This window comes from Streptomyces sp. NPDC001728, from assembly GCF_040297565.1.
Taxonomy (GTDB): domain Bacteria; phylum Actinomycetota; class Actinomycetes; order Streptomycetales; family Streptomycetaceae; genus Streptomyces.
On sequence record NZ_JBEOZK010000002.1, the window covers coordinates 524,140 to 546,694 of the forward strand.

The window sequence follows — 22,555 nt, forward strand, 5'->3', positions numbered from 1 at the left end:
CTGAGGTAATCCACTCATGAAGATCCACAAGTACGACACCGTCATCGTCGGCGCCGGTGGCGCCGGCATGCGCGCGGCCATCGAGTCGACGAAGCGCAGCCGCACCGCCGTGCTGACGAAGCTCTACCCCACCCGCTCCCACACGGGCGCCGCGCAGGGCGGCATGGCCGCCGCGCTGGCGAACGTGGAGGAGGACAACTGGGAGTGGCACACCTTCGACACGGTCAAGGGCGGTGACTACCTGGTCGACCAGGACGCCGCCGAGATCCTGGCGAAGGAGGCCATCGACGCCGTCCTCGACCTGGAGAAGATGGGCCTGCCGTTCAACCGCACCCCGAACGGCACCATCGACCAGCGCCGCTTCGGCGGCCACTCCCGCAACCACGGCGAGGCCCCGGTCCGCCGGTCCTGCTACGCCGCGGACCGCACCGGCCACATGATCCTCCAGACGCTGTACCAGAACTGCGTCAAGGAGGGCGTGGAGTTCTTCAACGAGTTCTACGTCCTGGACCAGCTCATCGTCGAGGTCGACGGTGTGAAGCACTCCGCGGGCGTCGTCGCCTACGAGCTGGCCACCGGCGAGATCCACATCTTCCAGGCCAAGGCCGTCATCTACGCCTCCGGCGGCACCGGCAAGTTCTTCAAGGTGACCTCCAACGCCCACACCCTGACCGGTGACGGCCAGGCCGCCTGCTACCGCCGCGGCCTGCCCCTGGAGGACATGGAGTTCTTCCAGTTCCACCCGACGGGCATCTGGCGCATGGGCATCCTGCTGACGGAGGGCGCCCGCGGTGAGGGCGGCATCCTCCGCAACAAGGACGGCGAGCGCTTCATGGAGAAGTACGCGCCGGTCATGAAGGACCTCGCGTCCCGTGACGTCGTCTCCCGCTCCATCTACACGGAGATCCGCGAGGGCCGCGGCTGCGGTCCCGAGGGCGACCACGTCTACCTGGACCTGACGCACCTCCCGCCGGAGCAGCTGGACGCCAAGCTCCCGGACATCACCGAGTTCGCCCGTACGTACCTCGGCATCGAGCCGTACACGGACCCGATCCCGATCCAGCCCACCGCGCACTACGCCATGGGCGGCATCCCGACCAACGTCGAGGGCGAGGTCCTCAGCGACAACACCACCGTCGTCCCGGGCCTGTACGCGGCCGGCGAGGTCGCCTGTGTCTCCGTGCACGGCGCCAACCGTCTGGGCACGAACTCGCTGCTCGACATCAACGTCTTCGGCAAGCGCTCCGGCATCGCCGCGGCCGAGTACTCCGCCAAGCACGACTACGTCGAGCTGCCGGAGAACCCGGAGTCCCTCGTCGTCGCGACGATCGAGAAGCTGCGCAACTCCACGGGTCACGAGCGGGTCGCCGACATCCGCCGTGAGCTCCAGGAGACGATGGACGCCAACGTGATGGTGTTCCGTACGGAGCAGACCATCAAGACGGCCGTCGAGAAGATCGCCGAGCTGCGCGAGCGCTACGAGAACGTGTCCATCCAGGACAAGGGCAAGCGCTTCAACACGGACCTCCTGGAGGCCATCGAGCTGGGCAACCTGCTCGAACTGGCCGAGGTCATGGCCGTCTCGGCCCTGGCGCGCAAGGAGTCCCGCGGCGGTCACTACCGCGAGGACTACCCCAACCGCGACGACGTCAACTTCATGCGCCACACCATGGCGTACCGCGAGGTCGGCGAGGACGGCTCCGAGACCGTCCGTCTCGACTACAAGCCGGTCGTCCAGACCCGCTACCAGCCGATGGAGCGTAAGTACTGATGGCTACCCCCGTACTGGACAAGGTCGAGGCGGAGTCCGCCGCCTCCCCGTACATCACGGTCACGATGCGGATCCGCCGCTTCAACCCCGAGGTGTCGGACGCGTCGGTCTGGGAGGACTTCCAGATCGACATCGACCCGAAGGAGCGTGTGCTCGACGCCCTCCACAAGATCAAGTGGGACGTCGACGGCACGCTGACCTTCCGTCGCTCGTGCGCGCACGGCATCTGCGGCTCGGACGCGATGCGGATCAACGGCAAGAACAGGCTCGCCTGCAAGACGCTGATCAAGGACATCAACCCCGAGAAGCCGATCACGGTCGAGGCCATCAAGGGCCTGACGGTCCTCAAGGACCTGGTCGTGGACATGGAGCCGTTCTTCCAGGCATACCGGGACGTCATGCCGTTCCTGGTCACCAAGGGGAACGAGCCGACGCGCGAGCGCCTGCAGTCCGCCGAGGACCGCGAGCGCTTCGACGACACCACCAAGTGCATCCTGTGCGCCGCGTGCACGTCGTCCTGCCCGGTCTTCTGGAACGACGGCCAGTACTTCGGTCCGGCCGCGATCGTCAACGCGCACCGCTTCATCTTCGACTCGCGTGACGAGGCGGGCGAGCAGCGCCTGGAGATCCTGAACGACAAGGACGGCGTGTGGCGCTGCCGCACGACGTTCAACTGCACGGACGCGTGCCCGCGTGGCATCGAGGTCACGAAGGCGATCCAGGAAGTCAAGCGGGCGCTGATCACGCGTCGCTTCTGACCTCCGGGTTCGGTGCTTCGGCCCGCTTCTGTACGCTGCGGCGTGCAGGAGCGGGCTTTTTCGTTGTGAAGGACGGGGATATGAGCGATCCGAACCCTTACAAGTCGGAGGACTACGAGTGGGGGCCGGGCCAGCAGGCGGGGACGCCGGGCTACGGCTACCCGCAGACTCCGCCGTACCAGCCGACCGTGCCCGAGGGCGTGCCCGTCCCCCCGCAGCACCTGCCGGTGCCGCAGCCGGGCATGGCGGGCGCGGGGGCGCCGCTGCTGAGCCTGGGTGACATCACCGTGGTCGGCGACCAGATCATCACGCCTGCCGGGGCGATGCCCCTGAAGGGCGCGGTGTGGAACGCGATGGACATGTCGCGGACCGAGGAGAAGATGCCCACGGTCGCGATCGTGCTGGCCGTCATCTTCTTCCTCTTCTGTCTGCTGGGACTGCTGTTCCTGCTGATGAAGGAGAAGACGACGACGGGCTTCATCCAGGTCACGGTGACCAGCGGCGGTCGCCACCACGCGACGATGATCCCGGCGCGGGGCCCGGACACCATCCACTGGGTGATGGGTCAGCTCAACTACGCGCGGTCGCTCAGCATGTGAGTGAGGGTCGGAACCAGGGTTCGCCCGAAAGACCCTAGGGGAGGAGCCCGGGTCGGGCCGGGGTCGTCCCCGATGGTGCGGGGGCGGGCCGCGCTGGAGGCTTGATCCATGACGAACTCATGGATGCGCACAGCTTGCCGGTCGGCCACGACGACGGTCGCGGCGCTGGTGGTGGCGGGTGCGGCGGTGGTGCCGGCCTCGGCCTCCGCGCCTTCGGCGGGTGCGGCGGTACGCGCTTCGGCGGCTGTGACGGCGCCTGCCGCCGCGGGCGACGCGGGCGGCCTCCGGAGCGGGCATGTCGATCCGGCCGCCCTGCGGGACGCGCTGGCCGGGCTGCCCGACGCGTCCATACGGGGTGCGATGGCGCGGGTCACCGGGCGCGAGGGGCGCTGGAGAGGGACCGCCGGGGAGTGGACGGCACCGGTCGACGAGGAGTTCGCCGTCGGCAGCGTCACCAAGCTCTTCACCGCCGCGATAGCGCTCCAGCTCGTCGGCGAGGGCAGGCTCTCCCTGGACGACACCGTCCAGGAGCTGCTGCCCGGCCTGTTGCCCGACACCTACGAGCCGATCACCGTCGGGCAGCTGCTCAGCCACACCAGCGGCCTCCAGAAGCCGCGTTGCGTACGGCCGGGCACTCCCGCCGAGGTGGTGACCTCCGCGGTCTCCTGCGGCACCCCTACGACCCCGGGGGCCGCCGTCCAGTACAACGGCATCAACTACTTCCTGGCCGGCATGGTGATCGAGAAGGTGACCGGCCGGTCGTACGCGGAGGAGCTCGACGCCCGGATCGTGCGCCCGCTCGGGCTGCGCCACACCTCACTGCCGGCCGAGGACTGGGCGTGGGCGGAGGGCGGGATCGTCTCCCGCGCCTCGGACCTGGAGCGCTTCTTCACCGAGCTGACCGGGGGGCGGCTGCTGCGGCCGGCCGAGCGGGGGCTGTTGTTCGTGACGCCGGAGATACCCGGTGCCGCGTTCAGCTACGGCGGGCTGAACCGGTTCCGGCTGCCCGGCGACGGGCCGACGGTCTGGGGCAAGACGGGCTCGAACCACGGGTACGCGAGCGGGGTGTTCGCGACGCCGGACCTGGGACGGGTGCTCGTGTACTCCATGCTGCCGACCGGCACGGACCCGGAGGGAGAGACGGCCCGCGCCGTGCGGATCGTGGGCGCCGCGTTCGGGGGTGTCGTCGTAGGGGGCGGCGCGGGGGCCGCCGGGAGGGCGGTCTGGGCCTGAACGGCCCGGGCGCGGGCGTCGGTCCGGGCCGGGGCGTCAGCCGTGCCAGGAGTGGGGTGGTTCGGTGGACTCCGCCTCGATCATGACCCGGCGGAGCATGTCGTTGAGGAGGTTCCGTTCCTCGGGGGTGAGGACGCCGAGCAGGCGGTACTCCTCGCCCCCCAGGACGTCCATCGCGCCGAGCCAGGTCTCGCGGCCGGTCCCGGTGAGTTCGACGACGACCCGGCGGCGGTCGGTGGTGGACGGGGTGCGGCGGACGAAACCGCGCTTCTCCAGGGCCTCGAGACGGCCGGAGACGGAGGCGGGGGCCAGGTCGAGGTCCTGGGCGAGTTCGGAGGGGGCGGCGCTGCCACCGCGGCCGGCGATCTTGTGGAGGGTGTCGAACTCGTGGCGTTCCAGGTCGAAGTCGACGAGGGACTGCTCCCTGACCCGGCGCAGATGGACGGAGAGCTTCTTCATCCGGGTGACGGCCCCTTCGACGACGGGGTCGAGGCCGGGCAGGACGGGCTGCCAGCGGGCGACGTGCCCGTCGGTCCAGTCGCGCCGCGCGGGGGTCGCCTCCGGGGGGTCGGTCGCTTCCGTCGGCTCCATGGCCCGATCGTACGTCGCCGTTCCCGCTCATCCACCTCGAACTACTTCGGTACCGAATATTTTGATTGACGAATCATTCGATACCGAAATAACTTTCCGGCATGACCGCTGCTCCCGCCACGGCACCCCTACCCGTCCCGCACCCCCTGCGCACCCGCTCCTTCCGGCTGCTCTTCACCGGCCGGGCACTCTCCCTCCTGGGCGACGCCGCCATCCCCGCCGCCCTCGCCCTCGCCGTCCTGGAGGCCACCGGCTCCACGACGGCCCTCGCCCTGGTCCTCGGCTGCGCGATGGTCCCCAAGCTGCTCCTGCTGCCGCTGGGCGGGGTGGTGGGCGACCGGTTCGACGCCCGGACGGTCGCGCTCACCACCGACCTCGTCCGGTGCGTCACCCAGCTGGTCGTCGGCGTCCAGCTGCTCGGCGGCGCCCCGAGCCTGGCCGTGCTCGCGGTCGCCGAGGCGCTCGGCGGCGCGGCGGGGGCGTTCGCGATGCCGACCAGCTCGCCGCTCGTGAAGGGGACGGTGCCCGCCGAGTCGCTGCACCGGGCCAACGCGGCGATGAGCGTCGCCCAGAGCGCCGGACGGCTGGGCGGGCCGGCGCTCGCGGGCACCCTCGTCCTGACCGTGGGGCCGGGCTGGGCGTTCGTGCTCGACGCGGCCACCTTCGCCGTCAGCGCCCTGCTCCTGACGGCGGTGCGGGTGGAGCGGGTGCCGATCCCGCGCAGCTCGCTCCGGGCCGACCTGGTGGAGGGCTGGCGGGAGGTCCGCTCCCGGGACTGGTACTGGAGCAGCCTCATCGGCCACAGCGCGTGGAACGGCGCCGCGGCCGTCCTGATGACCCTCGGTCCCGCCGTCGCCGTGCAGCGGCTCGGGGGCGGCACCACCTGGGTCGTCCTGCTCCAGGTCGGCGCCGTCGGCTTCCTCCTGGGGGCGCTGCTCGCCGACCGGTTCAGCCCCCGGCGCCCGGTCCTCGTGGCGAACCTCGGGCTCGCCACGTACGCCCTGCCGCTGGTCCTGCTCGCGGTCGCGGCGCCCGCCCCGGTGACGATCGCCGCGTACGGTCTCGCGCAGGCGGGGCTCGGCTTCCTCTCGCCCGTGTGGGCGACCGCCGTCCAGCGGGAGGTGCCCGCGCACGCGCTGGCCCGGGTCACCTCGTACGACTGGCTGCTCTCGCTGGCGGCGATGCCGCTGGGGTACGTGCTGGCGCCCCTCGCCGCCTCGGCCTGGGGGCCCGGAGTGCCGTTGGCCGCCGCCGCGGTGGTGGTGGGCGGCTGCTGCCTGGGCACGGTGCTCGTGCCCGGGGTGCGCGGACTCGCCTGAGCACTGTCGGTGGCTTCGTCTACGGTCGGACCCATGGTGGGGATCACGGGCCCGGGAAGCGGCCTTGACGAGGCGGTCGAGCGCGAGCGGACGGACGGGGCGGGGGCGCTCGGGGAGTTCCTGGACTCGCTGGACACGGCGGGGCGGCGGGAGGCGGCGCTCGTCCTGCACCGGCGCGTCTGCCGGCGCTCGGACGAGGATGTGGTGGGACCCGCGCTGGCCGCCCTGGCGGGCCAGGAGCTCGGCTGGTCGACGGCCGAGTCCGACGTGCTGTTCGCCCGCCTCCTCGGCAAGGACGCGGAGGTCGCCCCGCACGAACTGCGGCAGTCGTTCCGGTCCTTGGTGCCGATCGCGCTGGCGGCGGCGGAGCAGTCCGGGGAGTTCGACCGGCCCCGGGTGCGGTCGCTGCGCGGGGCGGCCGAATCGCTCCGGGTCTACCGCGGCGACGAGTTCGCCGCGCTCCGGGACCGGATGGACGCCCTGCTGCGGCAGACGGTGCGGTTCCGGCCGGGCCGGCTCCCCCGCCATGTCCTGGACGCGCTCGACGACTACGGCCCGGCGATGCGCGCGGCGCACGGGGCGCTGCTCACGGGCGCGGGGGTGCCGGAGTTCCTGAGTCACTGCGGCACGCTTGAGCAGCCCCGGGCCACGCGGAGCCGGCGGAAGCGGTCGGCGGAGCTGCTGGCGACGGCCGCGAACGGGGCGGAGGTGGTGCGGCTCCTTCTTGAGGGGGTCGTCGCCCAGCCCGCGCACCGGGTGAGCGAGCCGAATCCGTGGGGAGCGGACATTCCGACGCTCGCCGCCAGCACCAACACCTCGCTCGTCCGGGGCCTGTTGTGGGCGGCGCTCGACGTGGACGCCGAGTGGGTGGTGCCGATGGTGGGGGCCGTCGCGCTGCACGCGGGCACGGGCCTCGGGGGCTCCGGCGGGACGTGCCGCAGCCAGCCGCTGGCCACGGCGGCGGTCGCGGTGCTGGGGGCCTGTGAAGGCGCCCGGGGCGAGGAGGCCGTGCAGTGGCTCGGGCGGCTGCCGAAGAAGGTGCGCAACCGCACGGTGGCCAAGGGGATCGCCAAGGCCCTGGAGGCCGTCGCCGCCCGCTCCGGGGTGACGCCGTCGATGCTCCGGGAGCGCGGGGTGACGACGCTCGGGCTCGACGGGCGGGGGGTCAGGGAGGTGCGGCTCGGCGCGTTCACGGCGGAGCTCTCCGTACGGGAGCCGGGCACGGCCCTGTTGTCGTTCCGGGGCCCCGAGGGCCGGCTCCTGAGGACCGCGCCGAAGGAGGTCCGGGAGGCGTACGCCGAGGAGTTGAAGGAGGTCAGGGGGGCGTTCAAGGAGACGCAGGCCCTCCTCGCCGCCGAGCGCGCCCGGCTGGAGGAGCAGGTGGCGGCCGGGACGACCTGGCCGGCGGAGGACTGGCACCGGTACTACGTCGACCACCCGGTGACGGGGGTGGTGGCCCGCGCGCTGCTGTGGGAGGTCTCGGTGGACGGCGGGGAGCGGTGGACGGCGGGCCTGCCGGAGCGCACGGGCGGCGGCTGGGCGCTCGCCGGTGCGGACGGGACGGCGTGTCCGGTGGGGCCAGGGGCCCGGCTGCGGCTGTGGCATCCGCTGCGGGCCGGGGAGGAGGAGGTGGCCGAGTGGCGGGCCGCGGTGCCGGAGGGGGCGGAGCACGGGCCGTTCAAGCAGGTGTTCCGCGAGGTGTGTCCGCTCGCCCCGGAGGAGGTGGCGGCCGGCGCGCACGCCGCGCACCGGTTCGCGGGCCGCGTGCTGCGGTACGGGCAGGCGCGGGCCCTGATGGCCGAGCGCGGCTGGACGGGGAACCATCTCGGCTACTTCTCGGACGGCTGGTCCGCTGAGATGGCAAGGGAGTTGCCGGTGCCGGGGGACGTTCCGGTGGACGAGGGGACCTGCTGGCGGGCACGGCTCCTGGTGGAGCTGGTCGACGAGGGGGCGAGCGGCGACGGGGTGGCCCGGCTCTGCTCGACGGGCCCGGTGCGGTTCGAGTGCCGTGCCCGTTCGGCGGGCGCGCGCGGCGCCTGGTCGGAGGCCCCGCTGTCCGACGTACCGGCGCTGCTGGTGTCGGAGGCGCTCCGGGACGTCGGCCTGTTCGTGGAGGTGGCGGCGGAGAGGCCGGACCCGCGCTGAGGGGTACGGACCCGGCCAGCCCGCCGGGAATCGTCGGACGGGCCCCGGGGAGTGTCGTGTCGAGACGCCCCGCGAGCCCGGCCCGATCGGCGGGACACCCCTATGCGGTCTCCGCCAGGAAGGCCGTGAGGAGGCGGGCGGTCTCGTCCGGACGTTCCAGGGCGGGGAGGTGTCCGGCCCAGTCGAGGTCGAGGCGGCGGGCGGCGGGGAGCAGCCGGGCGAGGTCGTCGGCGACGGCCCGGAAGTCTGGGAGGTCGTGACCGCCGACGGCCACGAGGGCGGGGGCCTCGATCCCGGCGAGTTCGTCCCGCCGGCGAGTTCGTCCCGGGTGACCTCGGGGTCGACGGGGTCGAACTCCTCGGGGGCGGCGAGCTGGACGTCGAAGGCGTGGCGCTGCATCGCGCGGACGAGGGCGCGGGCCTCGGGGCCGGCGTCGGGGCCGAGCCAGGTGTCGACGTTGAGTTCGACGGCGGCGTCGAGGTCGCCGGCGTCGAGCAGTGCGTCCTCGCGGGCGCCCCAGGCGCGCAGTTCGTCTCCGGGTTCGAAGCCGGGGATCCCGGAGCCCAGCAGGGCGAGGGCGGAGACACGGCCGGGGTGGCGGGCGGCGAACTCCAGGGCGACGCGGCCCCCGAAGGAGGAGCCGACCACGGCGGCACGGTCGACGCCGAGGTGGTCGAGGAGGTCCCGGACGTCCTCGGCGTGGGTGTGCCGGGCGTCGACGGGGCTGTCGCCGAAGCCGCGGAGGTCGCAGCGGACGACCCGGTGTCCCGCCTCGGCGAGCGGGTGGAACTGCCCGTCCCACATCCGGCGGTCGCAGACCCCGGAGTGCAGCAGCAGGACGGTGGAGGGACCGGGTCCGGCCAGGTCATGAGAGAGAGTCACCCGCCGACCCTAGGGCCTGCCCCGGAGGGCGGCCAACGGGTTTCCACAGGCGACTTGAACACGTTCAAAGAGAGGTCTACAGTCAGGACCGCCAGCTTTTGAACGCGTTCAAGGGAGGGTGGGGCATGGACCTCACTGTCATCGCGTACATCGTCTACCTGCTGATCAGCGTGGCCCTGACCATCTGGGTCGCGCGCACGCTCAGCCGCAACGGAAGGATCTTCCTCGCGGACGTCCTGCACGGGAACGAGAAGCTCGCCGAAGCGGTCAACCACCTCCTGGTGGTGGGCTTCTACCTGGTCAACTTCGGCTTCGTCGCCCTCTATCTGAGCCAGGACGACGCCGTCCTCGACGCCCGCGCGCTCTTCGAGGCGCTCTCCGTCAAGCTCGGGGTCGTCCTGCTGGTCCTCGGTGTCATGCACCTCGGGAACGTGTACGTGCTCAACAAGATCCGGCGCCGGGGCGTCATGGAGCGCGAACAGGTGCCGCCGGTCGGCCCGCAGGGCTGGACCACGACCCCCAAGACCGGCCCCTGGGCCCCGCCCGCACCGCAGGGCTGAGCCGTCGTGCCGACCCCCGTGGGAAAGCTGACGGTGCTGTACGACGCCGACTGCCCGCTCTGCGTCCACCTCAGGCACTGGCTGCTGCGCCAGCGGCAGGTCGTCCCGCTGGAGCTCGTACCGGCCGGTTCGCAGGAGGCGAGGCGCCGCTTCCCGGCCCTCGATCACGCCGCCACCCTGCGGGAGATCACCGTGGTCGCGGACCGGGGGCAGGTCTACCGGGAGACCGCCGCCTGGATCGTCTGCCTCTGGGCGCTCGCCGACCACCGGGCCAAGGCCCACTGGCTGGCCACCCCCGCCGGGCAGCCCTTCGCCCGGATGACGGTCCTCGCGGCGGCGAAGTGGCGCGAGGCCCTCAAGGGGCCCGGCGCCGAGGGCGGACCCTGCGAGGACGGGCGCTGCGAAGTGCCCGGTCCGCCCGGCTAGGCTCGGCCCCGTGAAGGACGTGAAGGAAGAGAAGCCGGCCGACGAGAAGAAGGCCCCGAAGAGCGAGCAGACCCGCACGCTCATCCTCGAAACCGCGCTCCGGCTGTTCAAGGAGCGCGGTTACGACAAGACGACGATGCGGGCCATCGCCAAGGAGGCCGGGGTCTCCGTCGGGAACGCGTACTACTACTTCTCGTCCAAGGAGCACCTCGTCCAGGGCTTCTACGACCGGATCGCCGAGGAGCACCAGGCGGCCGTCGAGTCCATCCTGACCGGCGGCGAGAAGGACCTCACGGCCCGCATCCGCGGGGTCTACCTGGGCTGGCTCGACATCGCGGAGCCGTACCACGAGTTCGCGTCCCAGTTCTTCAAGAACGCCGCCGACCCGGACAGTCCGCTCAGCCCGTTCTCACCCGAGTCGGAGGGTCCGCGCGAGGCGGCGATCGAGGTGCACCGGCGGGTCATCGCCGGTGCCTCCGTGAAGGTCGATCCGGAACTCGCCGAAGCCCTCCCCCAGTTGCTCTGGCTCCAGCAGATGGGCCTGGTGCTCTTCTGGGTGTACGACCGCTCGGAGGGCGCCGCCAACAGCCGCCGCCTGGTGGAGCGGCTCGCGCCGGTCACCGCCCGCGCGATCTCGCTCTCCCGGTTCCGCATCCTGCGCCCGCTGGTCAAGGAGACGCACGAGCTGCTGTCCGACTTCATGCCCACGGCAGCCGGAATGGCGGCCTCGGGCAAGCCCAGGAAGCGGGCCGACCCGAAGCCGCCGGAGACCCCGTGAGAACGGGGCCCGGGGCCTGTCCGAACGTGCGCGTCGGACCAGGCCCTAGATCCAGCTGAGCTCCCACAGGCGCCAGATGCCCGTACCGTCCGTGAGGTACTGGGATCCGGCGACCGCCTCGGCGGAGAGGACGTAGTCCTTCTTCTGCCACAGCGGGACGAGCGGGACGTCGGTGGCGACCTCGCTCTGGATCGCCTTGAAGTCGCCGGTCGCCCGCGACCGGTCGCTGTACTGCTGGGTCGAGGAGATCAGCCCGTCGATCCGCTTGCTGGAGAACGCGTTGTGCAGGGTGTTCTCGGTGCCGACGAGCGGCGCGGTGAAGCTGTCGGAGTCGGGGAAGTCGGGGAGCCAGCCGACGGTGTACGCGTCATAGGTGCCCTTCGCGTACGCCTTCTGGAACTCCGTCCACTTGATCTCCACCGTCTCGACCTCGAAGAGGCCGGTCTCCTCAAGCTGCCGCTTGATCTCGGCGGTCTCGGCGGCGTAGGTGGCGTCCTTGCGGAAACCGAAGGTGAACTTCACCGGGGTCTCGATCCCGGCGGCCTTCAGAAGCTTCTTCGCCGTCTTGGCGCTCGGCTCCGGGTAGGCGTCGTAGAAGGCGGTGCTGTGCCCGACGAAGCCCTGCGGGATGAGCGAGTACAGCGGCTCGACCGTGCCCTTGTACGCACCCGTGGTGATCTCCGGACGGTCGAGGACCGCGGCGACCGCCTGCCGCACGGCCTTGTCCGCCATGGGCGTGCCGGGCCGGACGTTGAAGACCAGGTTGCGGATCTCCGCGCTCTCCGCCTCGGTGACGCGCGTCCCGTCCTTGGTGTCCAGGGACGAGAGGAAGTTCGGCGGGAGCTGCCGGTGCGTCACCTGGACGTCCTTCGACTTCCAGGCGTTGGCGAGGTCCTCGGACTGCCCGAAGTACTTCACGAGGACCGGGCCGCCCTTCTTGACGACGGCGCCCCGGTAGTTCGGGTTGGGCTCCAGGAGAGCGGACTCGCCCTCCTTGTACTCCTTGAGGACATACGGCCCCGAGCCGTCGACCGCCGCGCCCGAGCGCAGCTTGTTCGACGGGTAGTTGTCCTTGTCGACGATCGAACCGGCACCCGTGGCCACCTTCAGCGGGAACGTGGCGTCCCGGGCACTCAGGTGGAAGGTGACGGTGCTGCCCTCGGCCGAGACGCTCTTCAGCGTCGGGAAGAGGGGCTGCGGACCGACGTCCGTCTTGATGCGCAGCATCCGCTCGAAGGAGTACTTGACGTCCTCGACGGTGACCTTGCGCCCGTTGGAGAACGAGAGGTCGTCACGGAGCGTGCACTGATAGGTCGTGAGCTTGGTGCCCACGAACTTGCAGCTCTCGGCGGCGTCCGGCACCGGGGTCGTGAACCCCGGCTTGAACGTCAGCAGAGACTGGAAAACGTTGCTGTACATGGCCCAGGAACCGGCGTCGTACGCGCCGGCCGGGTCCAGTGAAGTGACCTCGTCGGTTGTGCCGACGCTGATCGGGTCGGTCCTGCCGGTGTCGGAGGGCAGGAGTTGCCAGCCCCCGACCCCGGCGGCCACCAGTACTCCACAAGTGATGAGGATCCGCAGACGGACCGTCGACCGCATTGCCGTGCTTCCTTTTTTCGTCCACCCCAGCTGCGACGGGCCCCCCGGAATCGTCGCGATGGCGTCATCCCATCACACCGATTTCACAAGTGGAAGAGAAAGCTTTCACATCACAGGTATATGTCCGGGAAATGCGAATTTAAGTCGATGAGCAGCACGTATCGGTCTCGCAGCAGGGAGTGACCCTGCCCCGATTACGTCTGTTTCGAGGCGAGTTCGACGATCGTGATGTCGGAGGGCGCACCGACCCGGACCGGCGGGCCCCAGGCCCCCGCACCCCGCGAGACGTACAGCTGGGTGTCCCCGTAGCGTTCGAGCCCGGCGACGGTCGGGTTGGCCAGTTCGGCGATGAGGTTGCCGGGCCAGAGCTGGCCGCCGTGGGTGTGGCCGGAGAGCTGGAGGTCCACGCCGTGGCGTACGGCGTCGTGGACGACGATCGGCTGGTGCGCCAGGAGGACGGCGGCGCGGGCCCGGTCGCGGTCGCCGAGCGCCCGCCCGAAGTCGGGACCCCGGCCCTCGCTCTCCCCCGCGACGTCGTCGACGCCGGCCAGGTCGAAGCCCGCCGCGATCTCCACCCGCTCGTTGCGCAGCGGGTGCAGGCCCAGCTCGCGGACGTGGTCGACCCAGGCGTCGGCGCCGGAGAAGTACTCATGGTTACCGGTCACGAAGAAGGATCCGTGGCGGGCGCGGAGCCGGGCGAGCGGCTCGGCGGCGGAGCCGAGGTTCTGGACGGTGCCGTCGACGAGGTCGCCGACGACGGCGATCAGATCGGGCTGGGCGGAGTTGATCGTGTCCACGATGCGCTGGGTGTGGGCGCGGCCCAGGATCGGCCCGAGGTGGATGTCGGACACGACGGCGATCCGGTAGCCGTGCGCGGCGCGCGGGATCTTGGCGAGCGGGACGGTGACCCGCTTGATCCGGGGCCCGCGCAGGACGCCGTACGTGCCGTAGCCGACGGTCCCGACGGCGACGGCGGCTGCGGTGCCACCGACGACCCGGGAGACGAAGAGACGACGGGAGACGTCGGCCGGGGAGGCGGCGGGGGCCTCGGACGGGGCCTCGGGGAGCGGCTCGGCCGCCGGTACGGATTCCGGGACCGGCGTCGGGGAAGGTACGGGCGTCCCCGCCGGGACCATGGCCCTCGCGTCCCGTCGCGCGAGCCAGGCGCGGAGGGCGGGCCGGACGGCCTCGCCGACGAGCAGGGCCAGGGTCACGTACAGCAGCAGCGCGAGCCACAGGAACCCCGGCCAGGCGACCGCCTGCTGGAGCGTGAAGGGCACTCCGGCGCGGGAGGAGACCAGGGCCGCGACGGAGAGCAGCGGCAGCGCCACGACCGCGGCCGTGCCCAGGCGGCGCGGCAGGCCGCCGCACGCCGTGACGTCACGCACGAGGCGCTGCCACACGTACCGGTGGACCGCGACGAGCAGCGCGAGCACCACGATCAGGACCAGCAGGAAGACGACCACGCCCCGGAACCCCTCTTCTTACCGCTCGCGCGGTTCTAGCCGTTTCGCGGCGCGCGGAGCGCACCCCACGCAACAGAGACCCTGCCGCAAGATCACCGTAGGCCCGTTCGATACTGGCAGGGCACGACCACCCCACTCCGAAGGACACCCCATGAAGCTCAGCCGCCGCGTCTCCTGGTTCCTGCTCGCGTTCGGCGTCTGGTCCTGGGTGATCTGGGTGACCTTCGCGAAGAACCTCTGGAAGGACGGGAGCGGTCTGGCCTTCGACGACGCGGGAAACCCGACGGCGTACTTCTGGGTGCATCTGCTGCTCGCCGTCACGTCGTTCATCCTAGGGACGGCCGTCGGCGTGATCGGCTTCCGGGGCGTCCGAGCCGGCAAGAAGTAGAACCCGCCCATGCACCACGGGGTACGGCGCACAGGCGGGGCGGTCTTGCGGGTCGGCCGGTGAGGGGAACGGGCTGATCGGGGTTGTCCAGCCACGCGGACTCCGCCGTGGTGGTCACGGTCGGACCGAACCTCTCGGGTCCGGGACGGTCGTGCGGCAGTCACCAGGCGTGCGCGGCTTCCACTTCGTTCCAGAGCCGGCGCGGGCCGTACCGCCACACCGTGAACCGGTAGTCCGTTCTCGGTTGTGGCGGTACGGCCCGCACGGCGGGCGGAGGTGCTTCGCCGCATCCGGTTCACCTCACCCCGCACGATCAACTCGCGTCGAGACAGCGGGAAGTGATGGGTATGCCCATGATGGGGATGCACCCCGGCGGCATCCCGTGCGCACTACGTAGACACCTGGAAGCACCGGAAGGCGGCACCACCATGCGCATCGGTGGTGCCGCCTTCTGTCGCCGGTCGGCGCTGCGGCCGTTGAGCCACTTGCGCCCGGTCCCTGCGCGTGCCTGTGCCTGTGCCTGTGCCTGTGCCTGTGCTTAAGAAGTCCAGCCGCCGTACGGGACGGTGATCAGCTCCATGACGTGGCCCGCCGGGTCCATGAAGTACACCCCGCGGCCACCGTCGTTGTGGTTGATCGCGCCGGGCTGTTGCCGGTGCGGATCCGCGTAGTGCTCGATGCCGTGCTCGCTGATCCGTGCGTACGCCGCGTCGAACTCGTCGTCGGAGACCAGGAAGGCGTAGTGCTGCGTGACGATGTGTTCTGCGGGGATCGTGGCGAAGTCCAGCGTGACACCGTTGCTCAGGTGGACCGCGATGAACGGGCCCCACTCCGAGGTGATCTCAAGGCCCAGCAGGTCCACGAAGAACTGGGCGGACTCCCGGTTGTCCCGGGCATGGATGATCGTGTGGTTCAACTCGACCGACAAGGAATGCCTCCGAAGGCACCTTCTGACACCTCCATGCCTCACCCAGCCGGTGATCGACACGCGATGTCACCGTAGATCCTAGTCGCCTTTGTCAACGAAACGATTCGGCAGCCGGGAGACCGCCGATTCGGAGTCGAGGGCGGACGCGGCGGCAGAGAGCGACTGGCTGGTGGCGGTCGACTCCACCATCGTCCGCGCCCACCAGCACGCGGCCGGGGCCCGAAGAAGGGGGCTCCGCAACCCTGCCCTCGGCCGGTCCCGATGGTGATCTTGAGCTAGTCCTTTCGCCCGTACCTCTCTGCGACGGTTCGTAGCGGTCGCCGGTGTCTTCGTCGAGCCGTGGACGTTGTTGGTGGCGTGCCTGTCACCAGGGCCTCTCTTCCGGACCCTGCTGGACGCGCGACACCGGGTATCCCTCCCCTAACCCCTAGGGGCCAGGGGATCCGCGCGCTGATCCGACAAGCCCGCCCGTGCCGTCGCCGCGCTGCGGGCCGGGGTGTCGACGGCACGACTGCCAGAGGTGGCCGATCGGCCGCCTACCCGGACCGGTGAACGGCAGGAGCAGGACTCCAGCAGGACGTCGGCGCGTCGTCGTACGCCGTAAGTTGGATCACGGGCCCATCCCCGCGCCGTACGGGGTACGAGTGGGGCGGAACAGAGACTGGGGGCAATCCGAGACACTGATTCCGTACAGAGGACTGGCATGGCTCTACGAGGCGCCCGAACGATTTCCATGCTGACGGTGGGCGCGGTGACGACCGTGATGGCAGCGCTTACCCCCGTGACGGCGATCGCGGCGGGGGATCCGCTCCAGCAGTACGCGCAGCAGAAACTGCGTTGGGAGCGCTGCGATACGGGCCGGCCGGCGGGGTTCGAGTGCGCGAAGGTCAAGGTGCCGCTGGACTACAGCGCCCCCGGGGGCCGGAAGATCGACCTCGCGATTTCGCGGATCAAGGCGGGCAGTGCGAAGGAGCGGCACGGCGCGCTGCTGATGAATCCCGGGGGGCCGGGCGTTCCGGGGCTGACCATGCCCGTGGAGATGGAGCCGCTGCTGCCGGCGGTGGTACGGGAGCGGTTCGACCTGATCGGCTTCGACCCGCGCGGGGTCGGGCAGAGCTCGCCGATCGGCTGCGGCCTGACGGGCGACGAACAGACCTTCCATCACCCCTACAACGCAAGGACGTTCCCGAAGGACGTGGCCCGGGCCCGGGCCGTGGCCGACAAGTGCTGGGCCAAGGCGGGGGACGTGCTGCCGCACATCACCACCCGCAACACGGCACGGGACATGGACGTCGTCCGGGCGGCACTGGGGGAGCGGAAGATCTCCTACTTCGGGTACTCGTACGGCACCTACCTGGGCGCCGTCTACACGCAGATGTTCCCCCAGCGCTCGGACCGGTTCGTGCTCGACAGCGCGCTCGATCCTACGCTCGCGTGGCGAGGTGCGTTCCGGGGGTGGTCGGCGGGAGCCGAACTCGCCTTCACCCGTTGGACCGAGTGGGCCGCCGCGCGCAACGCCACGTACGGGCTGGGCCCGACTCCGGCGGAAGTCCGGAAGACGTACGGGGAGCTCATCGCCCACGCCGACCGCACGCCCGTCCCGACGACGGGCGGGGCGCTCAGCGGCGGCGCCATCCGTTCCGAGTACGGTGCGTTCGTCCACGTCGCGACCGTCACCCCGTGGATCGTCGCGTTGAAGGCCGCAGCCGCGGGCGGACCGCCTGCGCCGGCCACGCCGACCGCGTCGGCGGTGTCCGACTCCGTCCCGGTCCGGTCCGCCGACGCGGGGGCGGGTGCCGGGGCGGGGGCGTTCGGTGCAGACGTTCCGGCGGACAACCAGTCCGCCGGAACGTGGGCCGTGTTCTGCGGCGACACCCGCAGCTGGCCGCGCAACCCCGAGCAGTACCGCCGGGACGTGATCCGGGACCGAGCCACGTACCCGCTGGCCGGCGACCTGGGGGCCACCATTCAACCGTGCGCGTTCTGGAAGTCGGCGGCAAGGGAGCCGGCCACCGTGGTGAGCAACGACGTGAACGCGCTGATCGTGCAGAACCAGTGGGACCCGCAGGCGACGGCGGCCATGGCGCAGGGCATGCGGCGGGCGCTGCACGGTGCGCGGATGGTCACGGTGGCCGGCGGTGAGGGCCACGGCGTGGTGGTGGCCGGCCCGTCCTGTGCGGACGCCGACGTCACGCGGTACCTGACCACGGGCCGGCTGCCCGCGAAGGACGTGACCTGCGGCGGCTAGTCCCGCCATTCGCCCGTAACTCTCTGCGCCGGTGCGTAGCGGTCGCCGGTGTCTTCGTCGAGCCGTGGGCGTTGTTGGTGGCGTGCCTGTCTTCGTCGGTCGCGACCGTTCCCGTGTGCAGCGTCCCCGTGCCGAGCTTCTGATCACCGCGGTGGTCGGGAAGCGGCCGGGGGCGCTGCCGGCCTGTGCGCACTTCCTGCGTCGGCTGGACGTCGCCCGCATCATCGACGGACTGTGTCCGGTGCGCGACGTCGCCCACCTCACCCACGGACAGGTCGTCGAGGCGTTGATCGCCAACCGCCTGTCCTCGCCCGCCCCCTGTTCAAAGTGGCCCGCTGGGCCGAGCGGTGTGGGCTGTTGAGGACGTCTTCGGCATCCAGCGCGTCGTGCGCGCCCTTGCGGGTCAGCCTGGACAGCTCGTCGGCCACCACCACGTCCACTCAGCCCGCGCGCACGGCGGCCATGAGGTCTTCGAAAGACGGACGGATCACATGTGGATCCCAACCCGGCCTCCCCACGTCTTTGAACGTGTGAACAACCTCCCACCCCCTGCTCGCCGCCAGTGCCTCGCCGGCTGCCACCTGTGCTTCCGGGGACGCCTCGGACGAGTCGGGGCGCGCCTTGGACTGCCGCGCGTAGACGGCCACCCGCACGGTGTCCAACTTCTCGGCTCCCACGGGCGAAACGAAGGGGGGCACGGTCTCTCACCTGCTCTTTTCAGTCGCATGAGAGCACCAGTTAGCTACAAATAGAAAGTGATCCAGATGAACCAGCTCCACACCCCGAACGCGAGCGGGAACCAGGAGACGCGGCCACTGAGCTTCATGAACCCGGTTTCACCGTGTGCCTCCGTGGCCCCGCGTCCGGGTGGACGGGCCCGGGCGAACCGCCAGCCGGGGTTCGGATCGCTCTTCCGTACCTGTACGTTCTCGACCGTGTCTGCTTCGAAGAAGACCGCTTGGGCGGTCGCCGCCGCACTGCTCCTGCCTCTCGTCACCGCCGGGCCCGCCCACGCGAACCCCAAGGACGACAAGGAGAAGCAGCAGCCCAAGCCGCCCGCCGCGATGTCCTCGGTCGGCGGTCCCCTGCTCGGCACCCCCGGGACGCAGGTGAAGCTGGGGCCCGGCGCCCCGGTCCTGCCGAAGGAGCTGTCCGGCCGGTCCTGGATCGTCGCCGACGCGGAGAACGGCGAGATCCTCGCCTCGCACAACGCGCACTGGCCGCTCGCCCCGGCGTCCACCCTCAAGATGCTCTTCGCGGACACCCTGCTGCCGAAGTTCCCCCGCACCCAGAACCATCTGGTCGCCCCCACGGACCTGGCAGGGATGGGCGAGGGTTCCAGCCTGGTCGGCATCAAGGAGAAGCAGACCTACAGCGTCCACGACCTGTGGCTCGGCGTCTTCCTGCGCTCCGGCAATGACGCCGTACACGTCCTGACCAGCATGAACAACGGTCTGCGGCAGACCGTGAAGGACATGAACGACCGCGCCGCCGAACTCCAGGCGCTCGACACCCACGTGGTCTCACCGGACGGCTACGACGCCCCGGGCCAGGTCTCCTCCGCGTACGACCTGACGCTCATCGCCCGCGACGGCATGCAGAACCCGGACTTCCGCGAGTACGCCGCCACGCCCCGGGCCGCCTTCCCCGGCGAGCAGAAGCCGGGCAAGAAGCGCGAGACCTTCGAGATCCAGAACACCAACCGGCTGCTCACCGGTGACCTCGGGGTGGCCCCGTACCAGGGCATCGCCGGGGTCAAGAACGGCAACACCACCCACGCCGGCGCCACCTTCACCGGGGTCGCCGAGCGCAACGGCAAGGTGCTGCTCGTCACCGTCATGAACCCCTCGTCGAAGGAGCAGCACGCGGTCTACCGCGAGGCCGCCCGGCTGCTCGACTGGGGCTTCGCGGCGACCGGGAAGGTGACGCCGGTCGGCGAGCTGGTGCCGCCGAGGTCCGCCCGTACACAGACGTCCGCCCCGGACGAGGGTTCCGCGCCCGCCCCCGGCAAGAACGCGCCGGACGGGGCCGTCCGGGCGGCGGCCGTGGAGAAGTCCGGCGGTGTCGGGATCGCCCTGGCCGTGGCGGGCGGGGTGCTCGTCCTGCTCGCCGGCGCGGTCTTCCTGGTCAACCGTCGCTGGCCGCTGGGCGGGGCGCGGGGGCGGCGTCGTCGCTCGCCGCGGACTCCCGACGTGAATCCGTAGCCGTCCACGCGGCGCAGAACAGCAGCAGCTTCGCGGTGAAGTTGATCCACAGCAGCAGGGCGATCGGAACGCCGAACGCCCCGTACATCGACTTCGCCGCGACGCCCTTCATATAGCCGCCGAGCAGCAGCTTCAGCAGTTCGAAGCCGAACGCCCCCATCAGCGCCGCCTCGACCAGCGCGCGGCGGGGCGGGTGCACGCCCGGCAGCATCGTCAGCACGTACAGCAGGATGAGGAAGTCGGCGACGACGCCGACCAGGACGGCCGCGGCCTGGAGGAGGACCCCGCCGGCCCCGTCGCCGGAGACGCCGATCCGGTCGGCGGACCAGCCGACGGCGGTGGAGCCGAGCCAGGACGCGGCGAGCGAGGCGAGGGCGACGCCGCCGAGGCCGATGAGGATGAGCCCGTCCTTGCCCTTGAGCAGGACCGGGTTGCCCTCGATGTCGTCGAGCCCCCAGACCGCGCGCAGGCAGTCCCGCATGGAGCCGATCCAGCTGATGCCGGTGAGGAGCAGGATCGCGCCGGCGACGAGTCCGATGGTGCCGGCGTTGGCGACGAGCCCGCCGATGTCGAGCTGGTCGGAGATGCCGGGCACCTGTTCGCCGAGCTTGTCCTCGATCCGCTGGAGCCGGTCCTCGCTGAGCAGTGCGGCGCCGATCGCGGCGGCCACCGTGATCAGCGGGAAGAGGGCGAGGAAGGAGACGAAGGTGATCGCGGCGGCGAGCCTGCTCCAGTGGGCCCCGGCGAGGGTCTCGTACGCGCGCCACGCATGGGTCCGCATGAAGCCGGCGACCCATGGGCCGATGACGGGAAGTCTGGTCAGCCAGTCCATGTCGTACGCCTGCCCCTCGACCGGTCCATCTTCTGCGCCTGCCCCTCGTTCGGTGTGCGGGCCCCCGGGTGCGGCGACCGCGCGACGGCCGCGCGTCGGGCCCCCGTACGAGAATCCCCCGGCGGGGCTCACAGTCCCACGAGCGACATCCCGTACATCGCCGCCCACGCGAGTCCGATGACCGCGAGGGGCCGGTCGTGCAGGACCACGTCCTCCGGGGCGCCGGCGGTGCCGCGGTCGGCGAAGACCGCGTAGCGCAGGACGCCGAGGATGAAGGCGACCATGGAGAGCTGACGCCACGGCAGGAACGCCTCCGCCGGGCTCGCCTCCAGGGCCCACAGGCAGTAGCCGAGGACGGCGGCACCGGCCGCGAGCTGCCAGACGAACCGCAGGTAGCCGGTGGTGTACCGGGTGAGCAGCGCGCGGGTGGCACCTTCGGCGCCCTCCATCTGCACGGCCTCGGAGTACCGTTTCGCCGCGACCATGAAGAGCGCGCCGAACCCGGTCGTGATGAGGAACCAGCGGGACAGCGGGATGCCGAGCGCCACCCCGCCGATCATCGCGCGCATCAGGAAGCCGGTGGCGACGACCGCGAGGTCGACGACGAGGACGTGCTTGAGCCGTACGCAGTACGCGACCTGCATCACGAGGTACGCGGCGAGCAGCGCGGCCGTCATGGCCCCGCAGAGCAGCGCGGCGGCGACGGCCGCGCCCAGGCCGAGCAGCACCCCGGTGACGGCGGCGAGGCCCGCCGGGACCTGCCCGGCGGCCACCGGGCGGTGGCGTTTGACGGGGTGGGCGCGGTCGGCCTCGGCGTCGCGCGCGTCGTTGAGGAGGTAGACGGCGGACGCGGCGGCCGTGAACAGGGCGAAGACCAGGGCGAGTCGGGCGCCGGTCTGCCAGGAGTCGAGCCGCCCGGCGGCGACGGGCGCGGCGAGCACGAGGACGTTCTTGACCCACTGGCGGGGCCGGGCGGTCCTGAGCAGCCCGAGCGCGGGACCGAGCGGGGTGCGGGCCGGCCGGTCGTCCGGTACGGCGGTGGGCACGGCGAGTACGGCGGCCCCGGCGCGCTCGGTCACGGCCGGACCTCCGCACGCGCGCGCGTGGCGGGGACGAGCAGCCGGCGGCCCACGGCGGCGGTGGCCGCGCCGAGCAGGGCGCCCGCGGCGACGTCGGTCGGGTAGTGGACGCCGACGACGAGCCGGGAGACGCACATGGCGGTGGCGAGCGGGGCGGCGATCCGGCCGGCGGGCGGGTGGAGCACGCCGAAGGCGACGGCGGCAGCGGCGGCGGAGGTCGCGTGGGAGCTGGGGAAGGAGTGCCGGCCTGCCGTGGGTACGAGGGGCCGGTACGTCTCCGGGTCGGGCCGCGGCCTGCGCACCAGGCGTTTGACGCCCATGCTCGCGAGGTGGGCGGCGCCGATGAGGGCGGTGCCGCGCAGCCAGCCGGCGCGGCGGGGCGGGTCGAGGGCGGCGGCGGTCAGCCCGGCCGCCAGCCAGAGGGCGCCGTGCTCGCCGCCGGACGAGAGCCCCCGGGCGAGCACCGCGACAGGGGGGCGGCGCCCGCAGCCCCGCAGGGCACGCAGGACGCGCCGCTCGGCGAGGGCCCAGGGGGGCGCGGGGGCGGCCGAGCGGGTGGCGGCGGGCCCCGGCCCGGCGTCGGGTCGCCCCGTCCACCCCTCACCCGTGTCGTCGGGCCGCCCCGTCCACCCCTCACCCGTGTCGTCGGGCCGCCCGGTCACGGTCGGTCGTGCGTCGCGCATCCGTGTTCGTCCTCTGTCGGGCCTCGTCGTCCGGCTCGGTCAGGGCGACTGTGGCGCGGGGTGCGG

Annotated in this window: 23 protein-coding genes and 2 pseudogenes; 14 read left to right on the forward strand and 11 right to left on the reverse strand. The window is 71.7% G+C overall.

Annotated features, from left to right (window positions below; all coding sequences use genetic code 11):
- The first annotated feature begins 16 nt into the window (after positions 1-16).
- The 4 genes from sdhA to ABT154_RS05345 all read left to right on the forward strand — a co-directional run bounded on the left by sdhA (position 17) and on the right by ABT154_RS05345 (position 4,361).
- Entirely contained in the window at positions 17-1,771 is a 1,755-nt protein-coding gene (gene sdhA / locus ABT154_RS05330; RefSeq protein WP_125744985.1) for a succinate dehydrogenase flavoprotein subunit, read from the forward strand.
- Positions 1,771-2,529, forward strand: coding sequence for a succinate dehydrogenase iron-sulfur subunit (locus tag ABT154_RS05335; protein ID WP_317874556.1), 759 nt, complete (start codon positions 1,771-1,773; stop codon positions 2,527-2,529). Before sdhA ends, ABT154_RS05335 begins: the two co-directional genes overlap by 1 nt.
- An 80-nt stretch (positions 2,530-2,609) precedes the next feature.
- On the forward strand, positions 2,610-3,128 hold the full coding sequence (locus tag ABT154_RS05340; RefSeq protein ID WP_351853044.1) for a hypothetical protein: 519 nt from the start codon (positions 2,610-2,612) through the stop codon (positions 3,126-3,128).
- A gap of 123 nt (positions 3,129-3,251) precedes the next feature.
- On the forward strand, positions 3,252-4,361 hold the full coding sequence (locus tag ABT154_RS05345; protein ID WP_351853046.1) for a serine hydrolase domain-containing protein: 1,110 nt from the start codon (positions 3,252-3,254) through the stop codon (positions 4,359-4,361).
- A gap of 36 nt (positions 4,362-4,397) precedes the next feature.
- On the opposite strand, the gene ABT154_RS05350 is transcribed toward ABT154_RS05345, so the two are convergent.
- Positions 4,398-4,952, reverse strand: coding sequence for a MarR family winged helix-turn-helix transcriptional regulator (locus tag ABT154_RS05350; protein WP_351853048.1), 555 nt, complete (start codon positions 4,950-4,952; stop codon positions 4,398-4,400).
- 101 nt (positions 4,953-5,053) lie between these two features.
- Between ABT154_RS05350 and ABT154_RS05355 the strand changes: the two genes are divergently transcribed.
- Complete coding sequence (locus ABT154_RS05355) at positions 5,054-6,271, forward strand: MFS transporter (RefSeq protein WP_351853050.1); 1,218 nt, start codon at positions 5,054-5,056, stop codon at positions 6,269-6,271.
- 33 nt (positions 6,272-6,304) lie between these two features.
- Positions 6,305-8,416, forward strand: a complete 2,112-nt coding sequence (locus tag ABT154_RS05360; protein WP_351853052.1) for a DUF4132 domain-containing protein — start codon at positions 6,305-6,307, stop codon at positions 8,414-8,416.
- A 100-nt stretch (positions 8,417-8,516) separates the two neighbouring features.
- Here the strand turns inward: ABT154_RS05360 and ABT154_RS05365 are convergent, their stop codons facing one another.
- Positions 8,517-8,690, reverse strand: a complete 174-nt coding sequence (locus ABT154_RS05365) for an alpha/beta fold hydrolase (protein ID WP_351853054.1) — start codon at positions 8,688-8,690, stop codon at positions 8,517-8,519.
- Between the two features lie 296 nt (positions 8,691-8,986).
- Positions 8,987-9,220: pseudogene (locus tag ABT154_RS05370) on the reverse strand (alpha/beta fold hydrolase); the annotation flags it as partial.
- A 203-nt stretch (positions 9,221-9,423) separates the two neighbouring features.
- Between ABT154_RS05370 and ABT154_RS05375 the strand changes: the two are divergent.
- From ABT154_RS05375 to ABT154_RS05385, 3 genes are read left to right on the forward strand one after another with little or no spacing between them, the layout of a single operon-like run.
- Positions 9,424-9,858 (forward strand): hypothetical protein, encoded by a 435-nt coding sequence (locus ABT154_RS05375; protein WP_351853057.1) that lies wholly within the window; start codon positions 9,424-9,426, stop codon positions 9,856-9,858.
- Positions 9,859-9,864: 6 nt separating this feature from the next.
- Positions 9,865-10,284, forward strand: a complete 420-nt coding sequence (locus ABT154_RS05380) for a thiol-disulfide oxidoreductase DCC family protein (RefSeq protein WP_351853060.1) — start codon at positions 9,865-9,867, stop codon at positions 10,282-10,284.
- Between the two features lie 10 nt (positions 10,285-10,294).
- Positions 10,295-11,062: a TetR family transcriptional regulator gene (locus ABT154_RS05385; RefSeq protein ID WP_351853063.1), complete on the forward strand. Its 768-nt coding sequence runs from the start codon at positions 10,295-10,297 to the stop codon at positions 11,060-11,062.
- A gap of 45 nt (positions 11,063-11,107) precedes the next feature.
- On the opposite strand, the gene ABT154_RS05390 is transcribed toward ABT154_RS05385, so the two are convergent.
- Both ABT154_RS05390 and ABT154_RS05395 read right to left on the reverse strand, forming a co-directional pair.
- Positions 11,108-12,661: an ABC transporter substrate-binding protein gene (locus ABT154_RS05390; protein ID WP_351853066.1), complete on the reverse strand. Its 1,554-nt coding sequence runs from the start codon at positions 12,659-12,661 to the stop codon at positions 11,108-11,110.
- Between the two features lie 194 nt (positions 12,662-12,855).
- A complete protein-coding gene (locus ABT154_RS05395; protein ID WP_351853068.1) occupies positions 12,856-14,127 on the reverse strand; it encodes a metallophosphoesterase in 1,272 nt (423 codons plus the stop codon).
- A 151-nt stretch (positions 14,128-14,278) separates the two neighbouring features.
- On the opposite strand from ABT154_RS05395, the gene ABT154_RS05400 reads away from it, so the two are divergent.
- Positions 14,279-14,515 carry an SCO4848 family membrane protein gene (locus ABT154_RS05400; protein ID WP_351853070.1) on the forward strand — a complete coding sequence of 79 codons (237 nt, stop codon included), beginning with the start codon at positions 14,279-14,281 and terminating at the stop codon, positions 14,513-14,515.
- A gap of 538 nt (positions 14,516-15,053) precedes the next feature.
- On the opposite strand, the gene ABT154_RS05405 is transcribed toward ABT154_RS05400, so the two are convergent.
- The gene (locus ABT154_RS05405) at positions 15,054-15,443 is read right to left on the reverse strand and encodes a VOC family protein (protein ID WP_351853072.1); all 390 of its coding nucleotides are present in this window, start codon (positions 15,441-15,443) and stop codon (positions 15,054-15,056) included.
- Positions 15,444-15,603: 160 nt separating this feature from the next.
- Here ABT154_RS05405 and ABT154_RS05410 point away from each other — a divergent pair.
- The 3 genes and pseudogenes from ABT154_RS05410 to ABT154_RS05420 form a co-directional block, all read left to right on the forward strand.
- Positions 15,604-15,705: pseudogene (locus tag ABT154_RS05410) on the forward strand (IS5/IS1182 family transposase); the annotation flags it as partial.
- 501 nt (positions 15,706-16,206) lie between these two features.
- Entirely contained in the window at positions 16,207-17,691 is a 1,485-nt protein-coding gene (locus ABT154_RS05415; protein WP_351853075.1) for an alpha/beta fold hydrolase, read from the forward strand.
- A 115-nt stretch (positions 17,692-17,806) separates the two neighbouring features.
- The gene (locus ABT154_RS05420; protein WP_351853078.1) at positions 17,807-18,052 is read left to right on the forward strand and encodes a DUF4277 domain-containing protein; all 246 of its coding nucleotides are present in this window, start codon (positions 17,807-17,809) and stop codon (positions 18,050-18,052) included.
- 79 nt (positions 18,053-18,131) lie between these two features.
- Here ABT154_RS05420 and ABT154_RS05425 read toward each other — a convergent pair whose 3' ends face one another.
- On the reverse strand, positions 18,132-18,389 hold the full coding sequence (locus ABT154_RS05425; protein WP_351853080.1) for a recombinase family protein: 258 nt from the start codon (positions 18,387-18,389) through the stop codon (positions 18,132-18,134).
- 44 nt (positions 18,390-18,433) lie between these two features.
- Complete coding sequence (locus ABT154_RS33905; RefSeq protein WP_502969449.1) at positions 18,434-18,517, reverse strand: hypothetical protein; 84 nt, start codon at positions 18,515-18,517, stop codon at positions 18,434-18,436.
- A 109-nt stretch (positions 18,518-18,626) separates the two neighbouring features.
- Between ABT154_RS33905 and ABT154_RS05430 the strand changes: the two genes are divergently transcribed.
- Positions 18,627-19,895 (forward strand): D-alanyl-D-alanine carboxypeptidase family protein, encoded by a 1,269-nt coding sequence (locus tag ABT154_RS05430; RefSeq protein ID WP_351853083.1) that lies wholly within the window; start codon positions 18,627-18,629, stop codon positions 19,893-19,895.
- Here the strand turns inward: ABT154_RS05430 and ABT154_RS05435 are convergent.
- From ABT154_RS05435 to ABT154_RS05445, 3 genes are all read right to left on the reverse strand, one after another.
- Entirely contained in the window at positions 19,819-20,727 is a 909-nt protein-coding gene (locus ABT154_RS05435) for a YihY/virulence factor BrkB family protein (RefSeq protein ID WP_351853086.1), read from the reverse strand. The two genes, ABT154_RS05430 and ABT154_RS05435, sit on opposite strands and share 77 nt — an antisense overlap.
- 128 nt (positions 20,728-20,855) lie before the next feature.
- A complete protein-coding gene (locus ABT154_RS05440) occupies positions 20,856-21,806 on the reverse strand; it encodes a decaprenyl-phosphate phosphoribosyltransferase (protein WP_502969443.1) in 951 nt (316 codons plus the stop codon).
- Positions 21,803-22,312, reverse strand: a complete 510-nt coding sequence (locus ABT154_RS05445; RefSeq protein ID WP_351853187.1) for a phosphatase PAP2 family protein — start codon at positions 22,310-22,312, stop codon at positions 21,803-21,805. The genes ABT154_RS05440 and ABT154_RS05445 overlap by 4 nt, the downstream gene beginning before the upstream one ends.
- Positions 22,313-22,555: the final 243 nt, after the last annotated feature.

Bases quoted from the DNA above. Each gene is read 5' to 3' on its own strand.
- ABT154_RS05390 (WP_351853066.1), bottom strand. From the start codon at position 12,661: ATGCGGTCGACGGTCCGTCTGCGGATCCTCATCACTTGTGGAGTACTG.
- ABT154_RS05415 (WP_351853075.1), top strand. From the start codon at position 16,207: ATGGCAGCGCTTACCCCCGTGACGGCGATCGCGGCGGGGGATCCGCTC.
- ABT154_RS05375 (WP_351853057.1), top strand. From the start codon at position 9,424: ATGGACCTCACTGTCATCGCGTACATCGTCTACCTGCTGATCAGCGTG.
- sdhA (WP_125744985.1), top strand. From the start codon at position 17: ATGAAGATCCACAAGTACGACACCGTCATCGTCGGCGCCGGTGGCGCC.
- ABT154_RS05345 (WP_351853046.1), top strand. From the start codon at position 3,252: ATGCGCACAGCTTGCCGGTCGGCCACGACGACGGTCGCGGCGCTGGTG.
- ABT154_RS05360 (WP_351853052.1), top strand. From the start codon at position 6,305: ATGGTGGGGATCACGGGCCCGGGAAGCGGCCTTGACGAGGCGGTCGAG.
- ABT154_RS05335 (WP_317874556.1), top strand. From the start codon at position 1,771: ATGGCTACCCCCGTACTGGACAAGGTCGAGGCGGAGTCCGCCGCCTCC.
- ABT154_RS05435 (WP_351853086.1), bottom strand. From the start codon at position 20,727: ATGGACTGGCTGACCAGACTTCCCGTCATCGGCCCATGGGTCGCCGGC.
- ABT154_RS33905 (WP_502969449.1), bottom strand. From the start codon at position 18,517: ATGAAGCTCAGTGGCCGCGTCTCCTGGTTCCCGCTCGCGTTCGGGGTG.
- ABT154_RS05340 (WP_351853044.1), top strand. From the start codon at position 2,610: ATGAGCGATCCGAACCCTTACAAGTCGGAGGACTACGAGTGGGGGCCG.
- ABT154_RS05355 (WP_351853050.1), top strand. From the start codon at position 5,054: ATGACCGCTGCTCCCGCCACGGCACCCCTACCCGTCCCGCACCCCCTG.
- ABT154_RS05400 (WP_351853070.1), top strand. From the start codon at position 14,279: ATGAAGCTCAGCCGCCGCGTCTCCTGGTTCCTGCTCGCGTTCGGCGTC.
- ABT154_RS05350 (WP_351853048.1), bottom strand. From the start codon at position 4,952: ATGGAGCCGACGGAAGCGACCGACCCCCCGGAGGCGACCCCCGCGCGG.